General features: G+C 69.9%; 17 protein-coding genes. 4 read left to right on the top strand and 13 right to left on the bottom strand.

Annotated features, from left to right (window positions below):
- Window positions 1-405: 405 nt before the first annotated feature.
- Both tyrS and ACIBGM_RS35630 read right to left on the bottom strand, forming a co-directional pair.
- A complete protein-coding gene (gene tyrS, locus ACIBGM_RS35635) occupies window positions 406-1,710 on the bottom strand; it encodes a tyrosine--tRNA ligase (protein ID WP_360537503.1) in 1,305 nt (434 codons plus the stop codon).
- A 49-nt stretch (window positions 1,711-1,759) separates the two neighbouring features.
- Window positions 1,760-2,797: a phosphatase domain-containing protein gene (locus tag ACIBGM_RS35630; protein WP_360537505.1), complete on the bottom strand. Its 1,038-nt coding sequence runs from the start codon at window positions 2,795-2,797 to the stop codon at window positions 1,760-1,762.
- A gap of 157 nt (window positions 2,798-2,954) precedes the next feature.
- On the opposite strand from ACIBGM_RS35630, the gene ACIBGM_RS35625 reads away from it, so the two are divergent.
- A complete protein-coding gene (locus tag ACIBGM_RS35625) occupies window positions 2,955-3,902 on the top strand; it encodes an LLM class flavin-dependent oxidoreductase (RefSeq protein WP_360537507.1) in 948 nt (315 codons plus the stop codon).
- On the opposite strand, the gene ACIBGM_RS35620 is transcribed toward ACIBGM_RS35625, so the two are convergent.
- The 8 genes from ACIBGM_RS35620 to argC are packed head-to-tail and all read right to left on the bottom strand — an operon-like array spanning window position 3,899 to window position 11,763.
- The gene (locus ACIBGM_RS35620; protein WP_396388042.1) at window positions 3,899-4,555 is read right to left on the bottom strand and encodes a DNA-3-methyladenine glycosylase; all 657 of its coding nucleotides are present in this window, start codon (window positions 4,553-4,555) and stop codon (window positions 3,899-3,901) included. The two genes, ACIBGM_RS35625 and ACIBGM_RS35620, sit on opposite strands and share 4 nt — an antisense overlap.
- A 35-nt stretch (window positions 4,556-4,590) precedes the next feature.
- Window positions 4,591-6,006: an argininosuccinate lyase gene (gene argH / locus ACIBGM_RS35615; protein ID WP_396388041.1), complete on the bottom strand. Its 1,416-nt coding sequence runs from the start codon at window positions 6,004-6,006 to the stop codon at window positions 4,591-4,593.
- An 11-nt stretch (window positions 6,007-6,017) separates the two neighbouring features.
- A complete protein-coding gene (locus ACIBGM_RS35610; RefSeq protein ID WP_360537513.1) occupies window positions 6,018-6,527 on the bottom strand; it encodes an arginine repressor in 510 nt (169 codons plus the stop codon).
- Complete coding sequence (gene argF / locus ACIBGM_RS35605; protein WP_396388039.1) at window positions 6,524-7,459, bottom strand: ornithine carbamoyltransferase; 936 nt, start codon at window positions 7,457-7,459, stop codon at window positions 6,524-6,526. The genes ACIBGM_RS35610 and argF overlap by 4 nt, the downstream gene beginning before the upstream one ends.
- Window positions 7,456-8,658 (bottom strand): acetylornithine transaminase, encoded by a 1,203-nt coding sequence (locus ACIBGM_RS35600; RefSeq protein WP_360537517.1) that lies wholly within the window; start codon window positions 8,656-8,658, stop codon window positions 7,456-7,458. The genes argF and ACIBGM_RS35600 overlap by 4 nt, the downstream gene beginning before the upstream one ends.
- Window positions 8,655-9,536, bottom strand: coding sequence for an acetylglutamate kinase (gene argB / locus ACIBGM_RS35595; RefSeq protein ID WP_396388038.1), 882 nt, complete (start codon window positions 9,534-9,536; stop codon window positions 8,655-8,657). The genes ACIBGM_RS35600 and argB overlap by 4 nt, the downstream gene beginning before the upstream one ends.
- On the bottom strand, window positions 9,533-10,735 hold the full coding sequence (gene argJ / locus ACIBGM_RS35590; protein ID WP_396388037.1) for a bifunctional glutamate N-acetyltransferase/amino-acid acetyltransferase ArgJ: 1,203 nt from the start codon (window positions 10,733-10,735) through the stop codon (window positions 9,533-9,535). Before argJ ends, argB begins: the two co-directional genes overlap by 4 nt.
- A complete protein-coding gene (gene argC / locus ACIBGM_RS35585) occupies window positions 10,732-11,763 on the bottom strand; it encodes an N-acetyl-gamma-glutamyl-phosphate reductase (RefSeq protein ID WP_396388036.1) in 1,032 nt (343 codons plus the stop codon). The genes argJ and argC overlap by 4 nt, the downstream gene beginning before the upstream one ends.
- A 165-nt stretch (window positions 11,764-11,928) precedes the next feature.
- On the opposite strand from argC, the gene ACIBGM_RS35580 reads away from it, so the two are divergent.
- From ACIBGM_RS35580 to ACIBGM_RS35570, 3 genes are read left to right on the top strand one after another with little or no spacing between them, the layout of a single operon-like run.
- Window positions 11,929-12,480 carry a carboxymuconolactone decarboxylase family protein gene (locus ACIBGM_RS35580; RefSeq protein WP_396388035.1) on the top strand — a complete coding sequence of 184 codons (552 nt, stop codon included), beginning with the start codon at window positions 11,929-11,931 and terminating at the stop codon, window positions 12,478-12,480.
- Window positions 12,459-13,358, top strand: a complete 900-nt coding sequence (locus ACIBGM_RS35575; protein ID WP_396388033.1) for an RNA polymerase sigma-70 factor — start codon at window positions 12,459-12,461, stop codon at window positions 13,356-13,358. Before ACIBGM_RS35580 ends, ACIBGM_RS35575 begins: the two co-directional genes overlap by 22 nt.
- A gap of 33 nt (window positions 13,359-13,391) precedes the next feature.
- Window positions 13,392-13,910, top strand: a complete 519-nt coding sequence (locus ACIBGM_RS35570; protein ID WP_360537529.1) for a GNAT family N-acetyltransferase — start codon at window positions 13,392-13,394, stop codon at window positions 13,908-13,910.
- On the opposite strand, the gene ACIBGM_RS35565 is transcribed toward ACIBGM_RS35570, so the two are convergent.
- The 3 genes from ACIBGM_RS35565 to ACIBGM_RS35555 form a co-directional block, all read right to left on the bottom strand.
- On the bottom strand, window positions 13,907-18,871 hold the full coding sequence (locus ACIBGM_RS35565; RefSeq protein ID WP_396388032.1) for an Ig-like domain-containing protein: 4,965 nt from the start codon (window positions 18,869-18,871) through the stop codon (window positions 13,907-13,909). The genes ACIBGM_RS35570 and ACIBGM_RS35565 overlap by 4 nt on opposite strands.
- Window positions 18,872-19,060: 189 nt before the next feature.
- A complete protein-coding gene (locus tag ACIBGM_RS35560; protein ID WP_396388031.1) occupies window positions 19,061-21,268 on the bottom strand; it encodes a hypothetical protein in 2,208 nt (735 codons plus the stop codon).
- A complete protein-coding gene (locus ACIBGM_RS35555; protein WP_396388030.1) occupies window positions 21,265-22,236 on the bottom strand; it encodes a glycosyltransferase family 2 protein in 972 nt (323 codons plus the stop codon). The genes ACIBGM_RS35560 and ACIBGM_RS35555 overlap by 4 nt, the downstream gene beginning before the upstream one ends.
- Window positions 22,237-22,270 lie beyond the last annotated feature (34 nt).

Raw genomic sequence — 22,270 nt, 5'->3', positions numbered from 1 at the left:
GAAAATCGCCCAATGCCTGTGAACGGGGTTAATGCATCTTTCGGCATTGACTTTCGGCACGCTGTTGAGTTCTCAAGAATCGGACGCACACCGCGTCTTGGCCTTTCAGCCAGGACTCCGGGGCAACCTGCGTTACTCTACCGGATCAGATCCACCGAGTCAAGACCCGATTTTTCTGGCCCTCCACCCGCGTCTTAGCCTCCGGCCCGAGTCAGACGACGCGGTTCGGCTCAGCTAGCCTTGGGGGGTTCGGAGCGACCGGCCGCTTTCGCGTCCTGCGCCTCGCTCCAACAAGAAGAACATTACGTGGCTTCGAGGTGGCCGGTCAAATCGGTTCCCGGTGGGCAGGATCACACGGTTGTAATTTGCTCTCGGCATCCAGATTGTGGGAGTGGAGCCGGCCCGTCAGCGGTCCGCCGACGACGCCAGAACCCCTGCAAACGAACGCTTTCCACGCCGCAGCACCAGCACGCCACCCGGCAGCAGGTCGTCGGAGCCCGGCACGTACTCGGCGTCCTTCACCTTCTCGTTGTTGAGGTAGCCACCGCCCTCGGCCACCGTCCGGCGCGCGGCCGACTTGCTGGCGACCAGGCCGGACTTCACGAGCAGGTCGCCGTACGTCGGCATCGGTTCGCCGGCGCCTAGCTCGACGTGGGGTGCTTCGCGGAGTGCGGCGACCAGTGTGGATCCGTCGAGGGAGGCGAGCTCCCCCTGGCCGAAGAGCGCCTTCGACGCCTCCTGCACTCTCCTGGTCTCCTCCGAGCCGTGCACGAGGGTGGTGAGGTCCTCAGCGAGCAGTCGCTGGGCCTCACGCGCATGTGGTCGCTCAGCGGTCGCCTGCTCAAGTACGGCGATCTCCTCCGGCGTCCGGAACGTGTAGAACCGCACCAGCTGCATCACGTCCCGGTCATCCGTGTTGAACCAGAACTGGTAGAACGCGTACGGCGACGTCAGCTCCCGGTCCAGCCACACGGTCCCGGACTCCGTCTTACCGAACTTGGTGCCGTCTGCCTTGGTCACGAGTGGCGTGGCCAGTGCATGCGCCTTGCCACCCTCAGTACGGCGGATGAGCTCAGCGCCGGCGGTGAGGTTGCCCCACTGGTCGCTCCCGCCGGTCTGCAGCGTGCAGTTGTGGCGGCGGTACAGCTCCAGGTAGTCCAGTGACTGCAGCAGTACGTAGCTGAACTCCGTGTAGCTGATCCCCTGCTCCAGCCGGGCCTTCACGACCTCACGCCCGAGCATCCGGTTCACCGGGAAGTGCTTGCCGATGTCACGCAGAAAGTCGAGCGTGTTGAGGTCCTTGGTCCAGTCGTAGTTGTTGACGATCCGCCCCGGGTTCGGCAGCGCCTTGTCGAAGTCGATGAACTTCTCCACCTGGCTGCGGACCTTCTCGACCCACTGCTGGACGACGTCCTTCGGGTTCAGCACCCGCTCGGAGCTCTCCTTCGGGTCGCCGATCAGGCCAGTGGCGCCACCGACGAGCCCGATCGGGTTGTGGCCGGCCAACTGGAGGCGGCGCAGCGTCAGCAGCTGCAGCAGGTTCCCCATGTGCAGGCTGGGCGCGGTGGGGTCGAAGCCGACGTACGAGGTGATCGGTCCGGCCGCCATTGCGGCCCGCAGGGCGTCGGGATCGGTCGAATGCGCGATCAGGCCGCGGCTCTCCAGGTCGTCGAGCACCTGGGTGCGGCGTGCGGTCCCGCTGTCGGTCACTTGTCTCTCCTCGAGTACGTCGGTCGACTACAAGTGTCCTGTATGGCGGCTACGTCGGGTCGGGGCGGGTCAGGACAGCCTGGAGCTGCGGCCGCAGCGCATGTCCGTCCGGCGCGTGCACCGTGGCAGCGTTGGGCCGGTGCGGGTCGTGGGCGCCCGGGTCCGGGTTGGGGACCGGGAGACCGTGCGACAGGACCTGCTCGGCCGGCGTGAGCTGGCGGATGCCGATCGCCCGCACGTGCTCCGGGTGGGTCTGCGCGAAGTCGCCGTACAACTGGGGGTCGTGCTGGCCGTCGTCGCCGATCAGGACCCAGCGGACGTTCGGGAACTCCGCTGCCAGCCGACGGAGGGCGGAGCGCTTGTGCTCCTGCCCGCTGCGGAACCAGCCGGTGTTGGTCGGTCCCCAGTCGGTGAGCAGCAGCGGCCCGGCGGGGTACCCGTGCCGCGCCAGAAAGCGGGTCAGCGTGGGCGCCGTGTTCCAGGCCCCCGTGGACAGGTAGAAGATCGGCGCACCCGGGTGGTCCGCCAGCAGCTCGGCGTACATCTCCGCCATCCCCGGTACGACGCGCCGCGCCTGCTCGTCCCGGACGAACGTGTTCCAGGCGGCGATCAGCGGACGCGGCAGCATCGTCAGCATCACGGTGTCGTCGATGTCGCTGACCAGACCGAGCGTGGCGTCCGGGTCGGGCACGTACACCCGGGCCCGGGCCTCCCGCTCCCCGTGGACCCCCAGGTTGATCTCGTGCCAGCCCGGCGGCAGCACTACCGGCACGGTCAGGTCGACGAAGCCGCCGCGGTCGGTCATCGCCTCGAACGTCTGCCCGCTGACGGTCACCGTCACGGTCACCTTGGTCGCCGGCGCCGTCACGAACACCCGCCAGCCACGCACCACCTGGTCCTCGTCGAACCGGGGCTGGTTGCGCGGGTCCCGGCTGAGTACGACGCGGGCCAGCACGCGGACGAACTGGGTGGTGCCGTAACCGACGTGCGGGATGATCCGCTCTCGCCAGCCGCGACGCCGCAGGATCGCCTGCACCCCGATGTTGAACCAGTCCTCGAGACGGGACGCGTAGTGCGGACGGGCCATAGTCCGAAACCTACCCGGAGGCGGGGCCGCTACGCCCGCCGCCCCACGGGCTGGGAAGACCTTTACCTAACTGCCAGAAGTCCTTTGAGGAGTGCCTGACCGGGGTCGGTGGGGTGGGGACGGAGAAATGTCCGCGGAGCCGTCTACGGTTCTTCGCATGACACAGATCGGGATGTGCTTCCCGCGGACCTACCCCGCCGCCCTGGTGACCGACGTCGCCCGTCGCCTGGACCAGGGTGGCGCGGACGAGTTGTGGATCATCGAGGACTGCTTCTTCACCGCCGGGCCGTCGCTGGTGTCCGCCGCGCTCACCTCGACCGAGCGGCTCACCGTCGGCCTCGGCATCGTGCCGGCCGTGGCCAGGACGGCGGCCGTCACCGCGATGGAGTTCGCCACTCTGGACGCGCTCGGGCCTGGCCGCTTCCTGCCCGGTATCGGCCATGGCGTGCAGGAGTGGATGGGCCAGATGGGCGTCCGGCCGAAGTCGCCGCTGACCGCGCTCGAGGAGGTCACCACGGCCGTCACCCGGCTGCTCGCGGGTGAGAACGTCACGTTCGAGGGCAAGACGGTCCACCTGACGGACGTGAAGCTGGATGCGCCGCCGGCCGAGGTTCCGCCGATCCTGCTCGGTGTCATGGGCCCCAAGTCGATGGCGCTGGCCGGCCGTGTCGGTGGCGGCCTCGTCCTGGCCGAGCCTGCGACTCCGTCGTACGTCCGGCAGTCACTGGAGTACGCCGGATCGCCCGAGGGCTTCGTGGTCGCGGTGTTCAGCGCGTTCTGCGTGCGCGAGGACCGCAAGACGGCGTACGAGTGGACCGCACCGTGGCTCGCCGTACGCATCGACGACAAGCACCCGGGCCTGACTGCGCTGCCGTTCTTCGACGACATGAAGAAGTTGTACGACGAGAGCGGAGCGGACGGCCTGGTCGGGATGCCGGTCGACTGGTGGACCGAGATCGGCGCAGTCGGGACGCTGGACGACGCGGCGGCGCACATCGAGGCGCTGGAGGCAGCCGGCGTGCACCACATCGGCCTGTTCCCGGACCCGGAGGTCGAGCACGGGCTGCCGCAGCTCGACCACGTCCTGGCGCTCGCGAACCGCTAGCCGCGGCGTTTCGGGACGTGCGGGCGGTACGGCGAGACCGTCGGGTCGTCCGGGATCCAGAAGCGCCACGGCCAGTCGGCGGCCTCGCGCAGGCCGACGCGCGGCCCGGTGGACGGTTCTCCGTCGAAGCCCGGGCCGGGCAGCAGCTGGACGTGCGAGGACTTCGACAGCAGGTCGGCGCCGTTGTCGTCCCGGCCGATGCCGAGGGCAACGCACATCCGGGCCGGACCGCGGGCTAGGTCGCGGTCCGGATTCCCGTTCGCCCGCTTCCGCACCGCGCCGGGGAGCACACCGTTCGGAGCACCAGTCAGGCGACGGGCGCGGGCCAGGTCGGCGCCTTCGACGATCTCGCCGGCCCTGAGCAGGATGGCCGAGGGCTGTCCGTCCGGGCCGGCGCTGACGTTCATGCAGAAGTGCATGCCGTAGGTGAAGTACACGTACAGGAACCCGGGTGGGCCGAACATCACCGTGTTGCGGGGTGTCTGGCCGCGGTACGCGTGCGAGCCCGGGTCGTTCGGGCCGTCGTACGCCTCGACCTCGGTCAGGCGTACGGCGACGGTGCCTTCGTCGGTGGTGCTGCGCAGGACCATGCCGAGCAGCCTCGGGGCCACGTCGAGGACGGGATCCGCGAGCAGCGAACGGCGTACGGGCATGCGCAGCACCTTAGATGAAGCCGCGGACAGCCCCGTCAGTCGAGGCGGGAGGCGTGCGCGGCGGCTCGACGCCGGAGCTCGTCCAGCTGCTCGGCGACCTGCTCCTTCGCCGTGCCCCCGCGGGTGTTGCGGGACGCCAGCGAGCCTTCCACCGTCAGCACCGAGCGCACGTCCGGCGTCAGCGACGGCGAGATGGCAGCCAAGTCCGCGTCGGTCAGGTCCCAGAGCTCGATGCCGCGCTTCTCGCACTCCTGCACGCACGCGCCCGCCAGCTCGTGGGCGACCCGGAACGGCACCTTCTGCCGGACCAGCCACTCGGCGATGTCGGTCGCCAGCGAGAAGCCCTGCGGCGCCAGCTCCTCCAACCGGTCGACGTTGAACCGCAGCGTCCGGATCATCCCGGTGAACGCGGGCAGCAGCACCTCGAGGGTGTCGATGGAGTCGAAGACCGGCTCCTTGTCCTCCTGCAGGTCCCGGTTGTACGCCAGCGGCTGCGCCTTCAGCGTCGCCAGCAGGCCGCTCAGGTTGCCGATCAGCCGCCCGGCCTTGCCGCGGGCCAACTCGGCGATGTCCGGGTTCTTCTTCTGCGGCATGATGCTCGACCCGGTCGAGAACGCGTCGTCCAGCTCGACGAAGCCGAACTCCTTGGTCGCCCAGATGATCACCTCCTCGGCCTGCCGGGACAGGTCGACGCCGATCTGCGCGGTGACGAACGCGAACTCCGCGACGAAGTCACGCGACGCGGTGCCGTCGATCGAGTTCGCCGACGAGTTGCTGAAGCCCAGCTCCACGGCGACGTACTGCGGATCCAGTCCGAGCGAGCTGCCCGCCAGTGCACCCGATCCGTACGGCGAGTCCGCGGCGACGCGGGCGTCCCAGTCGGCGAGCCGGTCGAGGTCGCGGATCAGCGGCCAGGCGTGCGCAAGCAGGTGGTGCGACAGCAGGACGGGCTGCGCGTGCTGCAGGTGGGTACGGCCGGGCATCGCGACACCGAGGTGCTTCTCGGCCTGCTCGGCCAGCGTGGTCACCTGGTCCAGCAGGAGCCGTCCGATGATGCGCCCGTGCTCGCGCAGGTAGCCCTTGAACAGCGTCGCGACCTGGTCGTTGCGGGACCGCCCGGCACGCAGCCGTCCGCCGAGCTCAGCACCGAGCCGCTCGAGCAGACCGCGCTCCAGCGCCGTGTGCACGTCCTCGTCGTCCTCGGCGGGCAGGAACTTGCCGGCCAGTACGTCGTCCAGCAGCCCGTCCAGCCCGGCCAGCATCGCCGACAGGTCCTCGTCGGTCAGCAGGCCCGCTCGGTGCAGCACCTTCGCGTGCGCCTTCGACCCGGCGATGTCGTACGGCGCCAGCCGCCAGTCGAACTGGGTCGACTTACTCAGCGCGGCCAGCGCATCCGCCGGCCCACCCGCAAACCGTCCACCCCACAGGGCTGCACTTTCTCCGGTACTCAACTCTCAGTTCCTTACTTGGGTTCGCGGGCGGCGAGGGACAGGAAGCGGGTGGCGAGCGCGGGGCCGCCAGTGGGGTTGCGGGAGACGACCATGACGGTGTCGTCGCCGGCGATTGTGCCGAGCACGTCGTCCAGCCCCACGTGGTCGATCGCCGACGCGAAGTACTGGGCCGCACCCGGCGGGGTTCGCAGGATGACCAGGTTGGCACTGCCTTCAGCCGACACCAGCAGCTCGGACGCGACCCGCGCCAGCCGGGCCTCGAAGGCGGCTGCCTCACCGGCTCGCGGCGTACGGTCGCCGCCTTCACCCGGTACGGCGTACACCAGCTGACCACTCGAGTCGCGGACCTTCACCGCACCGATCTCGACCAGGTCCCGGGACAGGGTCGCCTGACCAACGACCAGCCCGGACGACGCCAGCAATTCGGCGAGCTCGGTCTGCGACCGCACCGGTTGCCGCCCGAGCAAATCCACGATCCGCTGCTGCCGTGCGGTCTTGGTCGTCGGTACGGCGACACTCATGCCTCGAAACTCCTCGCCAGCAGCCACGACAGCAGCGCCTTCTGCGCGTGCAGCCGGTTCTCTGCCTCGTCCCAGACGACCGACTGCGGCCCGTCGATCACGGCCGCGTCGATCTCCTTGCCACGATAGGCGGGCAGGCAGTGCAACACGATCGCATCGGCGCCGGCCTTCGACATCAGCTGCTCGGTCACCGCATACGGGACGAACGGCGCCTCCCGCTCGATCGCCTCGGCCTCCTGGCCCATCGACACCCAGGTGTCGGTCGCAACGACGTCCGCGCCGTCGACAGCCTCCAACGGGTCCGCGGTCCAGGCCGCCGATCCCCCGGTCGTCGCCGCGATCTCGGCTGCGCGGGCGAGGATCGCAGGATCCGGCTGGTACTCCGCGGGCGACCCGACGACCACGTGCATTCCGGCGGTCACGCCACCGAGCAGGTACGAGTGCGCCATGTTGTTCGCGCCGTCCCCGAAGTACACCAGCTTCAGCCCGGCGGTCGACCCCTTGTGCTGCCGCACCGTGAGCAGGTCGGCGAGGATCTGGCACGGGTGGAACTCGTCGGTCAGCGCGTTCACCACCGGCACCCGGGAGGCGGCGGCCATCTCCTCGATCCGGGTCTGCGCGAACGTCCGCCAGACGATCGCCGAGACCTGCCGGTCGAGCACGCGCGCGGTGTCCGCGATCGGCTCGCCGCGACCCAGCTGCGAGGTCTGCGCGTCGATGATCAGCGGCGCGCCGCCCAGTTCGGCGATCCCGACCGCGAACGAGATCCGGGTCCGGGTCGAGGACTTGTCGAAGATCACCGCGACCGTCTTCGGCCCGGCCAGCGGCTGGTGCCCGAACCGGTCCCCCGCGAGCTGCTGCGCCAGCGTCAGGACCTCGTCCTGCTCGACCGGCGAGAGGTCGTCGTCCCGGAGGAAGTGCTTGACCGTCATCCGGCCTCCACCTGGTCCAGCAGCCCTGGGAGGGCCGCGACGAAACTGTCGGCATCAGCCTTGCTCAGGATGTACGGCGGCGCCAGCCGCAACGCGTTCGGGATCGGGTTGTTCACCACGAACCCGGCCTCCAGCGCCAGAGCCGCCACCTGGTCCGACACCGGCTGGGTGAGCTCGATCGCGAGCAGCAGGCCGCGGCCGCGCACCCCGGCGACCAACGGGTGGTCGAGCGCGATGATCGACGAGGCGAGGTGGTTGCCGACGGCATTCACCTGGGCGAGCAGCCCGTCCCGTTCGATCACCGTCAGGACGGCGAGACCGGCGATCGCGGCGACCGGGTTGCCGCCGAACGTCGTACCGTGGTTGCCCGGCTGGAGCAGGTCCGCGGCCGCGCCCAGGCCGATGCAGGCGCCGATCGGGATGCCGGCGCCCAGACCCTTGGCCACGGTCACCAGGTCCGGCGTGATCCCGTCGTGCTCGAACGCGAACCAGGTCCCGGTCCGCCCGATGCCGGTCTGGATCTCGTCGATCCACAGCAGCGCGCCGTGCTCGGAGGTGATCCGCCGCGCCGCCTGCAGGTAGCCGGCCGGCGGTACGACGACGCCGTTCTCACCCTGGATCGGCTCGAGGATGACAGCCGCCGTCTCGTCGTCGACGGCCGCGGCCAGCGCTTCGGCGTCGCCGTACTGGACGAACTCGACGTCGCCGGGCAGCGGCGCGAACAGCTCCCGGTACGCCGGTTTCCAGGTCACCGCGAGGGCGCCCATCGACCGGCCGTGGAAGGCGCCGACGGTGGAGACGATCTTGGTCCGGCCGGTCCGCCGGGTGATCTTGAACGCGGCCTCGTTCGCCTCGGTGCCGGAGTTGGTGAAGAACACCTTGCCCGGCGCCTCGAACAGGCCGAGCAGCTTCTCGGCCAGCGCGATCTGCGGCGCGGAGGCGAAGAAGTTCGAGACGTGGCCGAGGGTGGCGAGCTGCGAGGTCACCGCGGACACCACGAACGGGTGCGCGTGGCCGAGGCAGTTCACCGCGAGCCCGCCGAGCAGGTCGAGGTACTTGTTGCCGTCGGCATCCCACAGGTACGCGCCCTCGCCACGGACGAGCACCCGCTTCGGCGCACCGAACGTGTTCATCAACGCGTCGGAGTAGCGAGAAGTCAGCGCGGATTGCGTGCCGTCGACGGTGAGCAGTTCGGTCATGAGGGGATCACCTGGGTTCCACTTCCGGCGTCGGTGAAGATCTCCAGCAGCAGTGAGTGCGGCACCCGGCCGTCGATGACGGTCGCCCGGGAGACGCCCGACTCGACCGCGCGCAGGCAGGCCTCCATCTTCGGCACCATCCCGGAGGCCAGCGACGGCAGCAGCTCGGCCAGCTCGGCCGTGGTGATCTGGGTGATGATCTCGTCGCTGTCCGGCCAGTTCCGGTAGAGCCCGGCCACGTCGGTCAGCACGACCAGCTTCTCGGCGCCGAGCGCGGACGCCAGCGCGGCGGCCGCGGTGTCGGCGTTCACGTTGTGCGCCTGGCCGTCCTCGTCCGGCGCGATCGTCGACACCACCGGGATCCGGCCGGCGTCGATCAGGTCGATGACGGCTTCCGGCCGGACGTCGACCACGTCGCCGACGAGCCCGATGTCCACGGACTCGCCGTCGACGATCGCCGTACGGCGCTCTGCCGTGAACAAGCCGGCATCCTCGCCCGACATGCCGACCGCGAACGGGCCGTGGGCGTTCAGCAGGCCGACCAGCTCGCGGCCGACCTTGCCGACCAGGACCATGCCGACGACGTCCATCGCCTCCGGCGTGGTGACCCGCAGGCCGCCGCGGAACTCGCTGTCGATGCCGAGCCGGCCGAGCATGTCGCTGATCTGCGGTCCGCCGCCGTGGACGACGACGACCCGGACCCCGGCGTACCGGAGGAACACGATGTCCTCGGCGAACGCCCGCTTGAGCTTGTCGTCGACCATCGCGTTGCCGCCGTACTTGACCACGACTGTCTTGCCGTGGAACTGCTTCAGCCAAGGCAACGCCTCGGTCAGGACGGCAGCCTTCTCGACCGCGTCCGCATGCGATGTGGTCATGAGCTGTACGCCGAGTTCTCTTCGACGTACGCGTGCGACAGGTCGGTGGTGAGGACCGTCGCGGCGGCCGGGCCGGCGTGCAGGTCGATCACCACGTCGATCTCGGGACCGCTCAGGTCGGCCTCGGAGCGGTCGACGCCCTTGCCGCCGGCGATGCAGATCGGCGCGCCGTTCAGCGTGATGTCGAGCAGCTGCGGGTCGAAGGCGGTGGGCGCGTTGCCGACCGCCATCGCGATCCGGCCCCAGTTCGGGTCGGAGGCGAAGAAGGCGGTCTTGCAGAGATTGTCCTCAGCAACGATCTTGGCGGCCGCGACCGCTTCCGCCTCGGTGGCCGCGCCCTGGACCGTGATGCTGACGTGCTTGGTGACGCCCTCGGCGTCGGCCTGCAACTGCTTCACCAGGTCAGCAGCCAAGACGGTCAGCGCGGCCTCGAAGGCCTCCGGGGTGACGGTCTTGCCGGACGCGCCCGAGCTGAGCAGGAGCACGGTGTCGTTGGTCGAGGTGCCGCCGTCGACGTCGAGCCGGTTGAAGGTCTTGCCGACCGCGTTCCGCAGCGCGTGGTCGAGGTGCGGCTGGTCCAGTACGGCGTCGGTCGTGATGACACTGAGCATCGTCGCCATGTTCGGCGCGCACATCCCGGCGCCCTTCGCGAACCCGCCGATGCTCCAGCCGTCCGGGTGCTCGAGCGCACCCTGTTTCGGCACGTTGTCGGTCGTCATGACCGCGGTCGCCGCGGCCAGGCCGTGCTCCGGCTCCGAGCCCAGAGCTTTCACCGCCGCGTCGATGCCCGGGAGGAGTTTGTGCATCGGGAGCCGCTCGCCGATCAGGCCGGTCGAGCAGACGCCGATCTCGGCCGCGCCGACGCCGAGCACCTCGGCCAGCTTCTCGGCGGTCTTGTGGGTGTCCTGAAAACCCTCCGGGCCGGTGCACGCGTTGGCGCCGCCGGAGTTCAGCACGACGGCCTTCAGCTTGCCGGCGGTCAGGACCTGCTGGGACCACAGGACCGGCGCCGCCTTCACCTTGTTGGTGGTGAAGACGCCGGCCGCGACGTCGTGCGGGCCGTCGTTGACGACGACGGTGAGGTCCGGCGTGCCCGCCGGCTTGATCCCGGCGATCACCCCGGCCGCACGGAAGCCGGCCGGCGCGGTGACCCCGGCGCTCCGATCGACTTGGGTGTCCGGGGTGACTGCGACGGTCACGGTGCGACTCCTACGAGGGGAAGGGCCAGGGTCTCGTCGAGCCCGGTGGCCAGGTTCATGCACTGCACGGCTCCGCCGGCGGTGCCCTTGGTGAGGTTGTCCATCGCGGCCACGACGACGGCGCGGCCGGTGCGCTGGTCAAGGGTGACCTGCAGTTGCACGGTGTTCGCACCGAGGGTGGCCTGCGTCTGCGGCCACTGCCCCTCGGGCAGCAGGTGCACGAACGGCTCGTCGCCGTACGCGTCCTCGTAGGCCTGCCGCAGGGTCGCGAGGTCGGTGCCGTCGGCAACCGGCGCGCTGCAGGTGGCGAGGATGCCGCGTGCCATCGGCACCAGCACCGGGGTGAACGAGACGCTCACCGGCTGGTCGGCGTACGGCGTGAGGTTCTGCTCGATCTCCGGGGTGTGGCGGTGCACGCCGCCGACGCCGTACGCGGAGGCCGAGCCCATCACCTCGGCGCCGAGCAGATGCGGCTTTGGCGCCTTGCCGGCGCCCGACGTACCGCTGACGGCGACGACGACCAACTGACCGGGGTCGACGAGACCGTTCTGCACGGCGGGGAGCAGGGCGAGCGTGGACACGGTCGGGTAGCAGCCTGGTACGGCGACCCGGTTGCTGCCGCGAAGCTTTTCTCGCTGACCTGGGAGCTCCGGGAGACCGTACGGCCAGGAGCCGGCGTGCTCGCCGCCGTAGAACTCGGTCCACACCTCGGCCTCGGTGAGCCGGAAGTCCGCGCCGCAGTCGATCACGGTGACGTCCTCGCCGAGCTGCTCGGCGAGTCCGGCGGACTGTCCGTGCGGGAGGGCCAGGAACACCACGTCGTGACCGGCGAGGTTCTCCGCCGTGGTCTCGACCAGGAGACGCCCGGCCAGGGGCACGAGGTGTGGATGGTGCTGCCCGAGCGGTGTCCCGGCGTTTCCGCCCGCGGTGAGCGCGCCGACCTCGACCTCGGGATGCGCACTCAGCAGCCGAAGCAGCTCACCCCCCGCATATCCGCTGGCACCGGCCACCGCGACCTTCACACTCATATGAATGAGTATGCCATAGCTTGGAAGAGTATCCAAGATCGTCCGGCCCGCCGCAGGTCAGTTACCCACTCTGCCCGGGAAGAACCGCGTGTGAGCCAGGTCATGTCACAAGGGCCTGGGTGGGGCGTGTCCGCAAGAGGGACGGCGAACCTGAAGGAGGCTGTGATGGCTCGGATCGAACTGCGGCACCGGCGGACCTGGTTTGTCCGGCTGGCGGAGTGGGGCAGCCGGCGCAAGTTCGGGAAGGTGCTGGACCCGGGGCAGGCGGCGATGCACAACAAGCGGGTGCTGGTGTCGATGATGCTGATGGAGGGGTCGGCCACCCGCTGGACCAAGCTCGACCCGACCCTGAAGGCGCTCGCGGTGATGGTGGCCTCGGCGCAGATCGGCTGCAGCTGGTGCATGGACTTCGGCTACTGGGAGTTCCACCACCAGGGTGTCGACCCGCGGAAGCTGCGCGATGTGCCAGGGTGGCGGGACAGTGCCGCCTACACGGATCTGGAGCGCGCGGTGATGGACTACACCGAGGCGATGACGGCGACCCCGCCGACCGTCACCGACGAGCACTTCGAGCGGCTGCGCCAGGACCTGACCGACGAGCAGCTGGTCGAGCTCACCGCCTGGGTGTCGCTGGAGAACTACCGCTCCCGGACGAACGCCGCGCTGGGCCTGACCAGCCAGGGCTTCAAGGAGCTGTGCGAGCTGAGGCCGGCGTGACCGAGGAGGAGCTGGCGCGGGAGTTCGACGAACACCGGGCGGTGCTGGTCGGTGCGGCGTACCGGGTGGTCGGCAGTGTCACCGACGCCGAGGACGTCGTGCAGGAGACGTGGCTGCGGTGGACGGGCGTCGACCACGACGAGGTGCGGGACACCCGCGCGTACCTGATCCGGATCACCACGCGGCTGGCGCTCAACCGGTTGCGCCAGCAGAAGGCGCGCCGGGAGGAGTACGTCGGCCCGTGGCTGCCGGAGCCGATCAACTCCGACGACGACCCGGCCGTGGCCGTGGAGATGGCGGACTCGGTCAGCATGGCGATGCTCGTCGTACTCGAGACCTTGTCGCCGCTGGAACGGGCGACCTTTGTACTGCGCGAGGTGTTCGACCTCCCGTACGACGAGATCGCGGACACGCTCGGGCGGTCGGAGGCCGCCGTACGGCAGTTGGCGCACCGGGCGCGCGGGCACGTGCATGCGCGGCAGCCGCGGCACCAGGTGGACAAGGAACGGCACAACGAGCTGACCATGCGGTTCATGGCGGCCGCCGGGTCGGGCGACTTCGACCAGGTGGTGTCGCTGCTGGCGCCCGACGCGGTCCTGATCAGCGACGGCGGCGGCAAGAAGAAGGCGGCGCTGCGCCCGATCCATGGCCCGGACAAGATCGCCCGCTGGATGTTCGCGGTGATCGCGGAGAACCCGGACTTCCAGATCCGGATCGCCCCACTGAACGGCGAGCTCGCCTTCATCGCGTACTACGACGACGAGCCCGACACGGTCGCCTTCCTGGAAAGCACCGACGACCACATCACCGGCCTCTACCTGATCCGCAACCCCGACAAACTCACCACCATCCCGACCCTCCACGAACTCGACTCGTAGACTATCTGCAACTCAGTCGCAGGTGGAGGTGTTGTGAAGTACCTGATGGTGGAGGCGGATGCGGTTCTGGATGCGGGGTTGCGGGCGGATCTGCTGGATACGTGGGTGGCGGCGACGGATGCGGGTGGGGCGGTGGGGTTCACGGCGCCGGCTCCGGTGGGGCTGGTGGCTGAGACGCTGGACGCGGCGCTGGGGCGGGTCGCGGACGGGGTGGATGTGCTCGGGGTGCTGCACAGCGGTGACCGGTACGTCGGGATGGGCCTGCTCGTGAGCCGGGGCAGTGCGTTGCAGGCACACTGGCGGACCGTGCTGAGGGTGATGGTCCACCCGGAGCACCAGGGCGGCGGCGCGGGCCGGATGCTGATGGAGGGGTTGCGCGGTACGGCGGTCGACCTCGGGCTCGAGCAGTTGCAGCTCACGATCCGCGACGGCCTGGGGTTGGAGAAGTTCTACGAGCCGCTCAGCTACCGGGTCGTCGGCCGCCACCCGCGCGCGGTCCGCGTCGCACCAGGTGAGTATCGCGACGAGATCATGCTGGTGCAGGACCTCTAGCGGGAGCGTCGGGAGAGTACGGCGAGCGTCGTACCCAGTGCCGTCAGGAGCGCGCCGAGGGTCAGCAGCATCGGCGGTGGGCCGCCCGTCGCCGGGATCACGGCGCGGTTGACGGATCGGACGCCCGCGGCCGCCGGGGCGCCGACGGTGAACTTGACCGGAGCGCTGACGGTGCCGCCGCTGGAGTCGGTCTGCTCGTACGTCGTCTTCGCGTTGCCGGTGAACCCGGCCGTCGGAGTCAGCCTGATGGTTCCGTCGTCGGCGACGGTCCACGTGCCCGACTCGTCGGTCGCCCGCTTCACGCAGGTCGCCGACCCAGTCCGTAGGCAGACCGTGCTCGGGTCGGCCGCGCCGCTGTCGTTGAGCAGCGGGTTGACCGCGACCGGGCTGCCCGGCGTGCCGGTCGCGGTGTCGGTCGTCGCCTTCGCGAGGATCGGTGCGGCGACGGTGACCTCGAGCAGGGCGGCGCTGGAGGTGCCGTTCGCGTCGGTGACCCGGTAGGCGACGGTTCGCGTCGTACCGATGAAGTCCTTGGCCGGGGTGAAGGTGAGCGTGCCGTCCGCGCCGGCCACGAAACCACCCTCGTCCGGAACGGTCACCGCCTTCTTGTCCTTCCCGTCCGCCGGATCCCGCACGGCCGCCACCGGCACGATCGGCTGGACCGTCACCGCGACCGTCGAAGCAGCGGTGTTCCGGCTGGCGTCCGTCACCCGATAGGCAATCGAGACAACACCCTTGTACGTCGGCACCGGGTCGAACGTGATCTGCCCGGTCACCTCGTTCACCAGGAACGCGCCTTGACCCGGGATCGTCGCCTTCCGCCCCCAACTCTTCGCCGTCACGCCGTACACCTCGACCGAGGTCTTCTCGAGCTGCGCGTTGGTGCCGGGCTCGTCGTTGGCCAGCGGGTCGGCCGCCACGGTGACATTCTGCTTGGTCGTGATCGCGTCGAGCGCCGCCTGCGGTCCCTTGCCGACCGGCAGGAACAGCAGCCCTTCGGCATGCGTCCCGTTGTCGTCAGTAATCCGGTACGTCGTCGGCGTAGTCACACCCTGGTAGTCCTTGACCGGCGTGAACGTGATCGAGCCGTCGTCGGCCGCGGCGTACGTGCCCTCACCCGCTTGCGTGACAGTCTTGCCGTAGCCGCCGGCCGGGTTCTTCAGCACCAGGCTGGACCGGACCAGCGGCGCGGACGGGTCGCCGGCCTTGTCGTTGGCCAGCACATTGACCGTGATCGGCTGGTTGTACGGCGTGATCGCCGAGTCGTCCACGGTGACCGGCCAGACCGGCGTGACCGTCATCGTCAACGTCGACGCGGCGATGTTCTGGTCCGTGTCGGCGATGCGGTAGTTGATCGCCAGCGCCCGACCGCGGAACGCCGGCAGCGGATCGAAGACGACCGCTCCGCTCGGCTGAACCGTGTACGTCCCCTGGCCCGCGACGGTCACCTTCTTCACGTAGCCCGTCGTCCGGGCCGCCGGGTCGAGCAGGCCGACCGACGACGGGTCGAGCTTGGCGTCGGTGCCCGGGCTGTCGTTGGCCAGCAGGTTCACGGTGACCGCGACGTCCTGCAGCGTGGAGGCGGTGTCGGCGACCGCGGTCGGCGGCAGCCCGACGGTGATCCACAGCTTGGCCGTCGTCAACGTGCCGTTGCTGTCGGCCACTTGGTAGATCAGTTGCGTACCCGGGCCGCGGAACGTCGCTCCCGGATCGAAGGTCACCACTCCCCCGGCCGCCGTGTAGGCACCCTCGTTCGGGATGCTGACCGTTGCTTTCAGCACCCCATCGGCCGGGTCGGTCAGCAGCAGGCTGCCCGGCACCAGTGGCGCCGACTTGTCCCCCGCCTTGTCGTTCACCAGCACCTTGACCGCGACGGTCTTCTCGTACGGCGTCTTCGCGGTGTCGTCGACCGCCGCCGGCGTGATCGGGGTGATCGTCACCGTGATGGTCGACCGGGTGGCCTGGTCGAACCAGTCCGACACCCGGTAGGTCAACGGCGCCGCCGTACCGGTGAAGCCTGGCAGTGGGTCGAAGATGACCGTGCCCTCGGGGTTGACCTGGTAGCTGCCCTGGCCCGGGATCTTGACGAGCTTCTTCATCGACCCGTCGGCGGGGTCGATCAGCACCAGGCTGAGCGGGTCCAGGCCGGTGCCCTCGCCGGCGGTGTCGTTGGCGAGCGGGTCGAGGAGGATCCGCACGTTCTGCTTGCTGGTGCCGGTGTCGGGCTTGGCCGTCGGCGCCGGCGGCTTCGCGATGGTGACGGTCAGCGTCGCGGTCGCGAGGGTGCCGTTCACATCGGACACGTGGTAGCTGATCGGCGCCGCGACCCCGGTGTACGACGCCAGCGGGTCGACCTCGATCTTGCCATCCGGTTGCACCGTGTACGACGCCTCGCCGTCGACGACGACCGTGGTCTTCGGCTCGTGGGTCTTCGGGTCGAGCACCCGCACGCTGCTCGGGACCAGCGGCACGGCCGGGTCGCCGGCGCTGTCGTTCGTCAGCACGGCCACAGTGACGTTGGCGTCGTACGCCGTACTGGCCTTGTCGTCCGCGGCATCGGGCTGGACCTTGGTCACCTTGACCGCGAGAGTCGCCTTGCCGACCGCGCCGTTGCCATCGGCAACCTGGTAGGTGACCGGCGTGGCCGCGCCGCTGAACGCCGGGACCGGGTCGAAGAAGATCTTGCCGTCCGGCTTCGCGGTGTACTTGCCCTGGCCGGCGACGATCAGCTCGGGGACCGGTTCACTTCGCGTCGGCAGGATCAGCCGGACGCTGTCCGGTGCGAGGGCCGACCCGGTCGGCCCCGGCTTGTCGTTGTCCAGTACGGCGACCACGACCGAGCCGCCCTGCCGCGTCGTGACCGCGTCCGGGTTGGCCACGGGCGGACCGGGCGCGGCTACCGACACGGTGAGATCGGCCCGCGCGGGCGTGCCGTTCTTGTCCAGAACCTGATACGTCAGCGGCGTACCCACACCCTGGAACCCGTGCACGGGCTGGACGGTCACCTTGCCGACGGCGACCAGGTACGACCCCTGCCGCGCGACGTTCACCTTGTCGACCAGCTTCTGGCTGACCGGGTCGACCAGTCGCAGGCTCGCCGGATCCAGCGGCGCGTCCGGTGATCCGGGCAGGTCGTTGTCCAGCACGGGTACGACGACGTCGGTGTCGAAGGCGGTTGAGACCGAGTCGCCGTTCGCGATCGGCGTGACCGGCGTGACCGTGACGGTCAGCGTGGACTCGGCGGTCTGCTTGGTGGTGTCGGTGACCCGGTAGCCGAGCTGGGTGCCGACGCCGGTGAAGCGCGGCAGCGGCACGAAGTCCACGCCGCCGCTCGGCTTCACGACGTACTGGCCTTCGTTCGCGATGACGACCTTCTTCTTGAAGGCGGCGTCGGCCGGGTCGCGGAGCACGATCGACCCCAGGACCAGCGTCACGCCCGGGGCGGCGCGGTCGTTGCCGAGCGGGCGGAGCGTGAGGCTGACGTTCTGCGGGGTGGTTGCGGTGTCCGAGGTGGCGACCGGGCGGGCCGGGAGAGCGACGGTCACCGCGAGCTTCGCGGTGGCCGTGGTGCTGTTGCTGTCGGCCACGCGATAGGTGACTGGCTTGGCCGGGCCGAAGAACCCGGGGACCGGCTCGATGTCGACCTTGCCGTCCGGCTTGGCGACGTACTTGGCCTGGCCGACGACGTTGACCATCTGCACGCACTTGCCGTCGTCGACGAGACACAGCGAGCCGGGCTTGAGCGGCGTACCCGGTTCACCGGGCTTGTCGTTGCCGAGCACGTTGACCGTGATCCCGGCGTTGAAAGGGGTGGTCGCGGTGTCGTCGAGCAGGATCGGCGGAGGCGGCGGCGCGATCAGGATCGGGTGATCCTCGACCTCACCGGCGTCGGCGGCGCCGGTCGGCTTGTCGACCTGGGCGTTGTTGTAGCCGACGCGGACCCGGGCGTACGACGCTCCGGCGGTGGGGCGGGCGTACTTGGCCCAGTTGAGGGTGACCGCGCTCTGGCCCGAGGCGAACGTGGTGCAGGCGTGCTCGGCCGGCTCGAAGGCGCCGTCGCGGTCGAGGTCGATCCAGGCGCAGGCGCGGCCAGCCTTGGAGGCGCCGGTCAGGGCGAGCTCGGCGGAGTACGACGTGGAGTTCGTGCGCAGCGGCTTGAAGGTGACGCCGTCGTCGGCCTGGTCGGGTGTCGCCGGGCCGGTGGTGGCGTTGGTGACGGTCGCGTTGTCCTCGGTCGCGTCCTTGCCGAGTCGTACGTCGCTGAGGACGGACCACGCCGATCCGTACGACGCCGGCGCGTCGCCGAAGTCTTCGCCGGTGGAGGCGAGGACCGAGAAGGCGTCGCCGGACGACGAGGCGTTGAAGGCGGGGAGCTTCGGGTGCTTGGTGAAGAACGCGGTGACGTCGAAGGTGAGCTTGGTGGCGACGCCGTTCACCCGGACCGAGCCGCAGGCGGCCGTCGCGGAGGCGTCGGGGCCGGTGACCGTCTTGGTGTTGATGCAGTTCGGCCCGGCGTCGTGGTTGGTGGCGGTGATCGTGTCGCTGGTGACGGTGAGGTTGTTGCCCACGCCGACCTTGCTGAGGCTGAGGCCGGCGGTGGTGAGCTTCAGGATCGAGTGGAGCTCGGACTGGGCGGTGGGCTTGCCGCTGACCGTCTGGGTGACCGCGCCGCCGAGGCCGGCGAGGTGGAGGACCGGGTTGCGCACCGGCTGGCTGAACGTGATCGACACGGTGCCGCGGTCGCCGCAGCCGCCCGTGGACGCGCAGGTGCCGGTGTTGACGATGAGGTCCTGGGCTGGCGTCGTACGCGCAATCGGCGGCGCGTAGGTCGTCGGCCCAGTCCCTCGCAGTCCCGCGGTAGTCGCATCAAGCAACTCGGTCTGCCCGGACACGGTGATCGTCTGCTTGAGCCCGGACCCAGGCATGACCGCAGTAGCCGACTCCCCTTGAACGAAAGGCACCGAAGGCACCTGGTAGGCCGCGCCCTGGATCGTGGGGAGCGAGAGGAGTCCGGAGGCCAGCACAATAGCCAGCCCCGGTCGCGTTGCCCGCATGTTGCCGCCCTCCCGAGCAGTGCGTCGTACGCGGCCGCGGGGCGGGCGGGCCGGCGTAGAGGTAACGGTCTACGCCGACTCGATGTTACGGGGTAATCACTCTCCGAGGTCGTAGATCCGGACCTTGCCGACGCTGTGTCGCAGCACCGCGAGCCGGTCGAGGGCCGGTGACACGGCTCCGTCGCGGGCGTCGGCGTACAGCCAGCGCACGTCGTACTCCTCGCGCAGCCGACGCAGCACGTCCGGGGTCGGCGCCGCGAGCGCCTGGTTGGTCAGCGCGACCCGCTCCGGCCACGGCGACGGCTGCTCGGTGTACCGCCGCCCGCCGACGCCCTGCTCGGCCATCGCCTGGTTCGTGTACGCCCACCCCTCGATCAACGTCCGGCGCCCCGCGAGCCCACTGACCAGATACCCGCGCGCGTCACACCCGGGCGTCTGCTTCCCGGCCGGCCGGCACCACGTGTTCGCGGCCACCACATCCGTCGGCGCCGAGTGCTTCCCCAGCCACAGCGCCGCCGACTCCTCGTCCGGATACACCCACCACCGCGGCGAAGTGAACGTCTGCGCCCGCTCGGTGTCCCCATGGACGGCGTTCTGCGCGAACGACTTGATCGGCACGATCGCCAAGAGCGTCAGTACGACGACCAGCGCGCCACCGCGTCGTCGTACGAAGGGGGCCAGCACGACAGTCAGCACGAGTACGGCGACCAGCGGCCTGGCGACCGCCCACAGTCCGTCCGGCTTGGCGTCGGCCAGCAACAGCACCCCGGTGTAGATCGCGGCGAGCACCACCGCAGTCGCTGCACTGCCGAGCAACGCGACCCGGCGGGACCGCGCCGGATACGCCCGAGCCAGCACCGCAGCCAGCCAACCGGAAGCGGCCAGGCTGAACGGGATCGCGGTGTGGATGAAGTACGACTCGCTCACCGACGGATGGTCGATCAGCAGGTAGCCGGCCCAGCCAGCGACCAACCCACCGACCAGGAACCACGCCAGCGGCTCGCGCCGGAGCCTGCCGAGCACCCCGAACCCGACCACCGCCGTCGCCTGATTGATCAGCAACATGCACAAGAGGACCAGCGTCCCGAGCACCGCGCCGTGCGCCAACGCCGGCACGAACAGCCCACCCTCCCCCGCCGGCGTCCGGTCCCCGGTCGCCGCAACGTAGTCCCCACTCGACTTCAGTACGGCGAGGAACTGCAGCCCCGATCCACTCGTGCTCCCCGCCACCGTCAGCATCGTCCCGACCCCGGTCGCCACCAGCAGTAGCCCGGCTACGACCACCCGCCCAGGCAGCCGCCGCGACTGGACCAGCATGACGACAGCGGCCAGCCCCACGGCCCCGACAAGGATCGGCAGCACGGTCGGCTTCGACCCGCCGCCCAGCACCGCCACCGCGAAGGCGACCACCCACAGCCCGCCGCGCGCGTCGCGGAACAGCAGCTCGATCAGGAACACCGCCGTCGCAACGCATGCGACCATGCCGAACGTCTGCGACGGGCTGAGGAAGCTGAGTGGCGCCGACAGGTTCACGCTGGTGTCGAAGAACAGGTACAGCTGCGGCGCGGCCAGTGCGACAGCCGCGAGCACTCCGGTCCACCAGGTGCGGCTGACCGTCCGCGCCAACGTCGCACACACCAGCAAGGCGACCACCAGCCACGGCAGCAGCCACAGCCGGAACAGAACGATGGCCGGCGTCAGCCGCGTGATGTCCGCCGCCGCAGCCATGTCGGCGTTGGCGAACCAGTGGTACTCCAGTCGCTCCCCCGCCACCTGCGGCAGCTCCGGCGGCACCGCGCGCATCAGCTCGTTCACCATCGACAGGTGGTAGAGCAGGTCCTGGTAGTACGACGAACCCGCCGGCGGTAACTGGTGAAACGCCATCACGCCCAGCGTGGCCGCGGCCAGTACGACGGTCGCTGCGACCGCGAGGCCCCAGGTCCACAGGACCGGTAACGGCGCCGGCTGCGTGATGCGCCAGTGCTGGCGCAGCCGCCGTACAGAGGCGAAGGCGATGAGCACGAGCGCGGGCCAGACGATCAGCCAGCGTTGCCAGCCGAGCGCGGTGAACACGGCCCAGCCGATCAGCTGCCAGGTCGCGCCGACGACTGAGCCGAGGCCGAGGTCTTCCGCCCAGTTGCCCGTACTCCGCCAGGCTGCGCGGAGCAGGAGCGTGCCGGGCAGGGCGATCGCCAGTACGAAGTAGGCGCCGTACTCGACGATGGGTCCGGGCGGTACGTCGATCGCGACGAGCCCGAGGACCGCTGCCAGGGTCGGCAGCAGCCACGGGAGCAGCCGCTTCATCTCTGGTGCAAGGGTTCCGGATGCCCCTGGTCTTCGAGGCTGTCGTAGCCGACGAGGAACTGCGGGCGGCGCTGGCTCGACTGGAACAGGCGGGCGACGTACTCACCCAACAGGCCCAGACACAGCAACTGGATCGCGCCGATCACACTCACCGCGAGCACGGTCGAGGTCCAGCCCGGGATACTGCGACCGGTCAGCTTGATGATCAACGCACCGACCACGAACAGCCCCGACATCGCGCCACCGAGCAACCCCAGCCAGGTCGCCAGCCGCAGCGGCGCCGCCGAGAACGCGGTCACGCTGTCGAAGGCCAGCCGCAGCATCTTCGACAGGTTGTACTTCGTCGTCCCGGCCGCCCGCTCCGCCCGGACGTACCTCACCTCGGCGCTGGGGAATCCGAGCCATGGGATCACCAGCCGGAACACCCGGCCGTCCTCGGGCAGGGCGTTGACGGCATCGACGACACGCCGCGAGACGAGCCGGAAGTCGGCCGCGTCGAACGGGATGTCCTTGCCCACCAACCGGCACATCAGCCGGTAGTAGAGCCGGGCACTGGTTCGCTTCGGCCACGAATCGCTCGACCGGTCCGCGCGGACGCCGTACACGACATCGACGTCCTCGTCGCGGGCCGCCTTGAGGAAATCCGCGATCACCTCGGGCGGGTCCTGCAGATCGGCATCGATCGTCACCACGTACCGGCCCCGCGCCCGCCGGAACCCCGCCGACTGGGCCGCCTGGTGACCGCTGTTCCGCAGCAGCCGCACGACCCGCAGCTGCGGCCAGTCCTCGGCGGCCTCGAGCAGCAACGCCGCGGTCTTGTCGCGGCTGCCGTCGTCGACCACCAGCAGTTCGTAGCTGATGCCGAGGCCGTCCAGTAGCGGATGCATCCGGTCGAAGAAGATCGGCAGCACCTCCTCCTCGTCGTACATGGGTACGACGACGGAGAGCTCGGGGTCCGTGTCCCGCATGCTGCAGACCTTCCAGTTCAGGTTGTCGAAGGGT

The sequence above is a fragment of the Kribbella sp. NPDC050470 genome (assembly GCF_044458365.1).
GTDB lineage: Bacteria > Actinomycetota > Actinomycetes > Propionibacteriales > Kribbellaceae > Kribbella.
Note: the sequence above shows the minus strand (reverse complement) of the source record. Positions and strands in the feature narration are given on the sequence as shown.

Bases quoted from the DNA above. Each gene is read 5' to 3' on its own strand.
- ACIBGM_RS35630 (WP_360537505.1), bottom strand. From the start codon at position 2,797: ATGGCCCGTCCGCACTACGCGTCCCGTCTCGAGGACTGGTTCAACATC.
- ACIBGM_RS35625 (WP_360537507.1), top strand. From the start codon at position 2,955: ATGACACAGATCGGGATGTGCTTCCCGCGGACCTACCCCGCCGCCCTG.
- ACIBGM_RS35620 (WP_396388042.1), bottom strand. From the start codon at position 4,555: ATGCCCGTACGCCGTTCGCTGCTCGCGGATCCCGTCCTCGACGTGGCC.
- ACIBGM_RS35610 (WP_360537513.1), bottom strand. From the start codon at position 6,527: ATGAGTGTCGCCGTACCGACGACCAAGACCGCACGGCAGCAGCGGATC.
- argF (WP_396388039.1), bottom strand. From the start codon at position 7,459: ATGACGGTCAAGCACTTCCTCCGGGACGACGACCTCTCGCCGGTCGAG.
- ACIBGM_RS35600 (WP_360537517.1), bottom strand. From the start codon at position 8,658: ATGACCGAACTGCTCACCGTCGACGGCACGCAATCCGCGCTGACTTCT.
- argB (WP_396388038.1), bottom strand. From the start codon at position 9,536: ATGACCACATCGCATGCGGACGCGGTCGAGAAGGCTGCCGTCCTGACC.
- argC (WP_396388036.1), bottom strand. From the start codon at position 11,763: ATGAGTGTGAAGGTCGCGGTGGCCGGTGCCAGCGGATATGCGGGGGGT.
- ACIBGM_RS35580 (WP_396388035.1), top strand. From the start codon at position 11,929: ATGGCTCGGATCGAACTGCGGCACCGGCGGACCTGGTTTGTCCGGCTG.
- ACIBGM_RS35560 (WP_396388031.1), bottom strand. From the start codon at position 21,268: ATGAAGCGGCTGCTCCCGTGGCTGCTGCCGACCCTGGCAGCGGTCCTC.
- ACIBGM_RS35555 (WP_396388030.1), bottom strand. From the start codon at position 22,236: ATGCGGGACACGGACCCCGAGCTCTCCGTCGTCGTACCCATGTACGAC.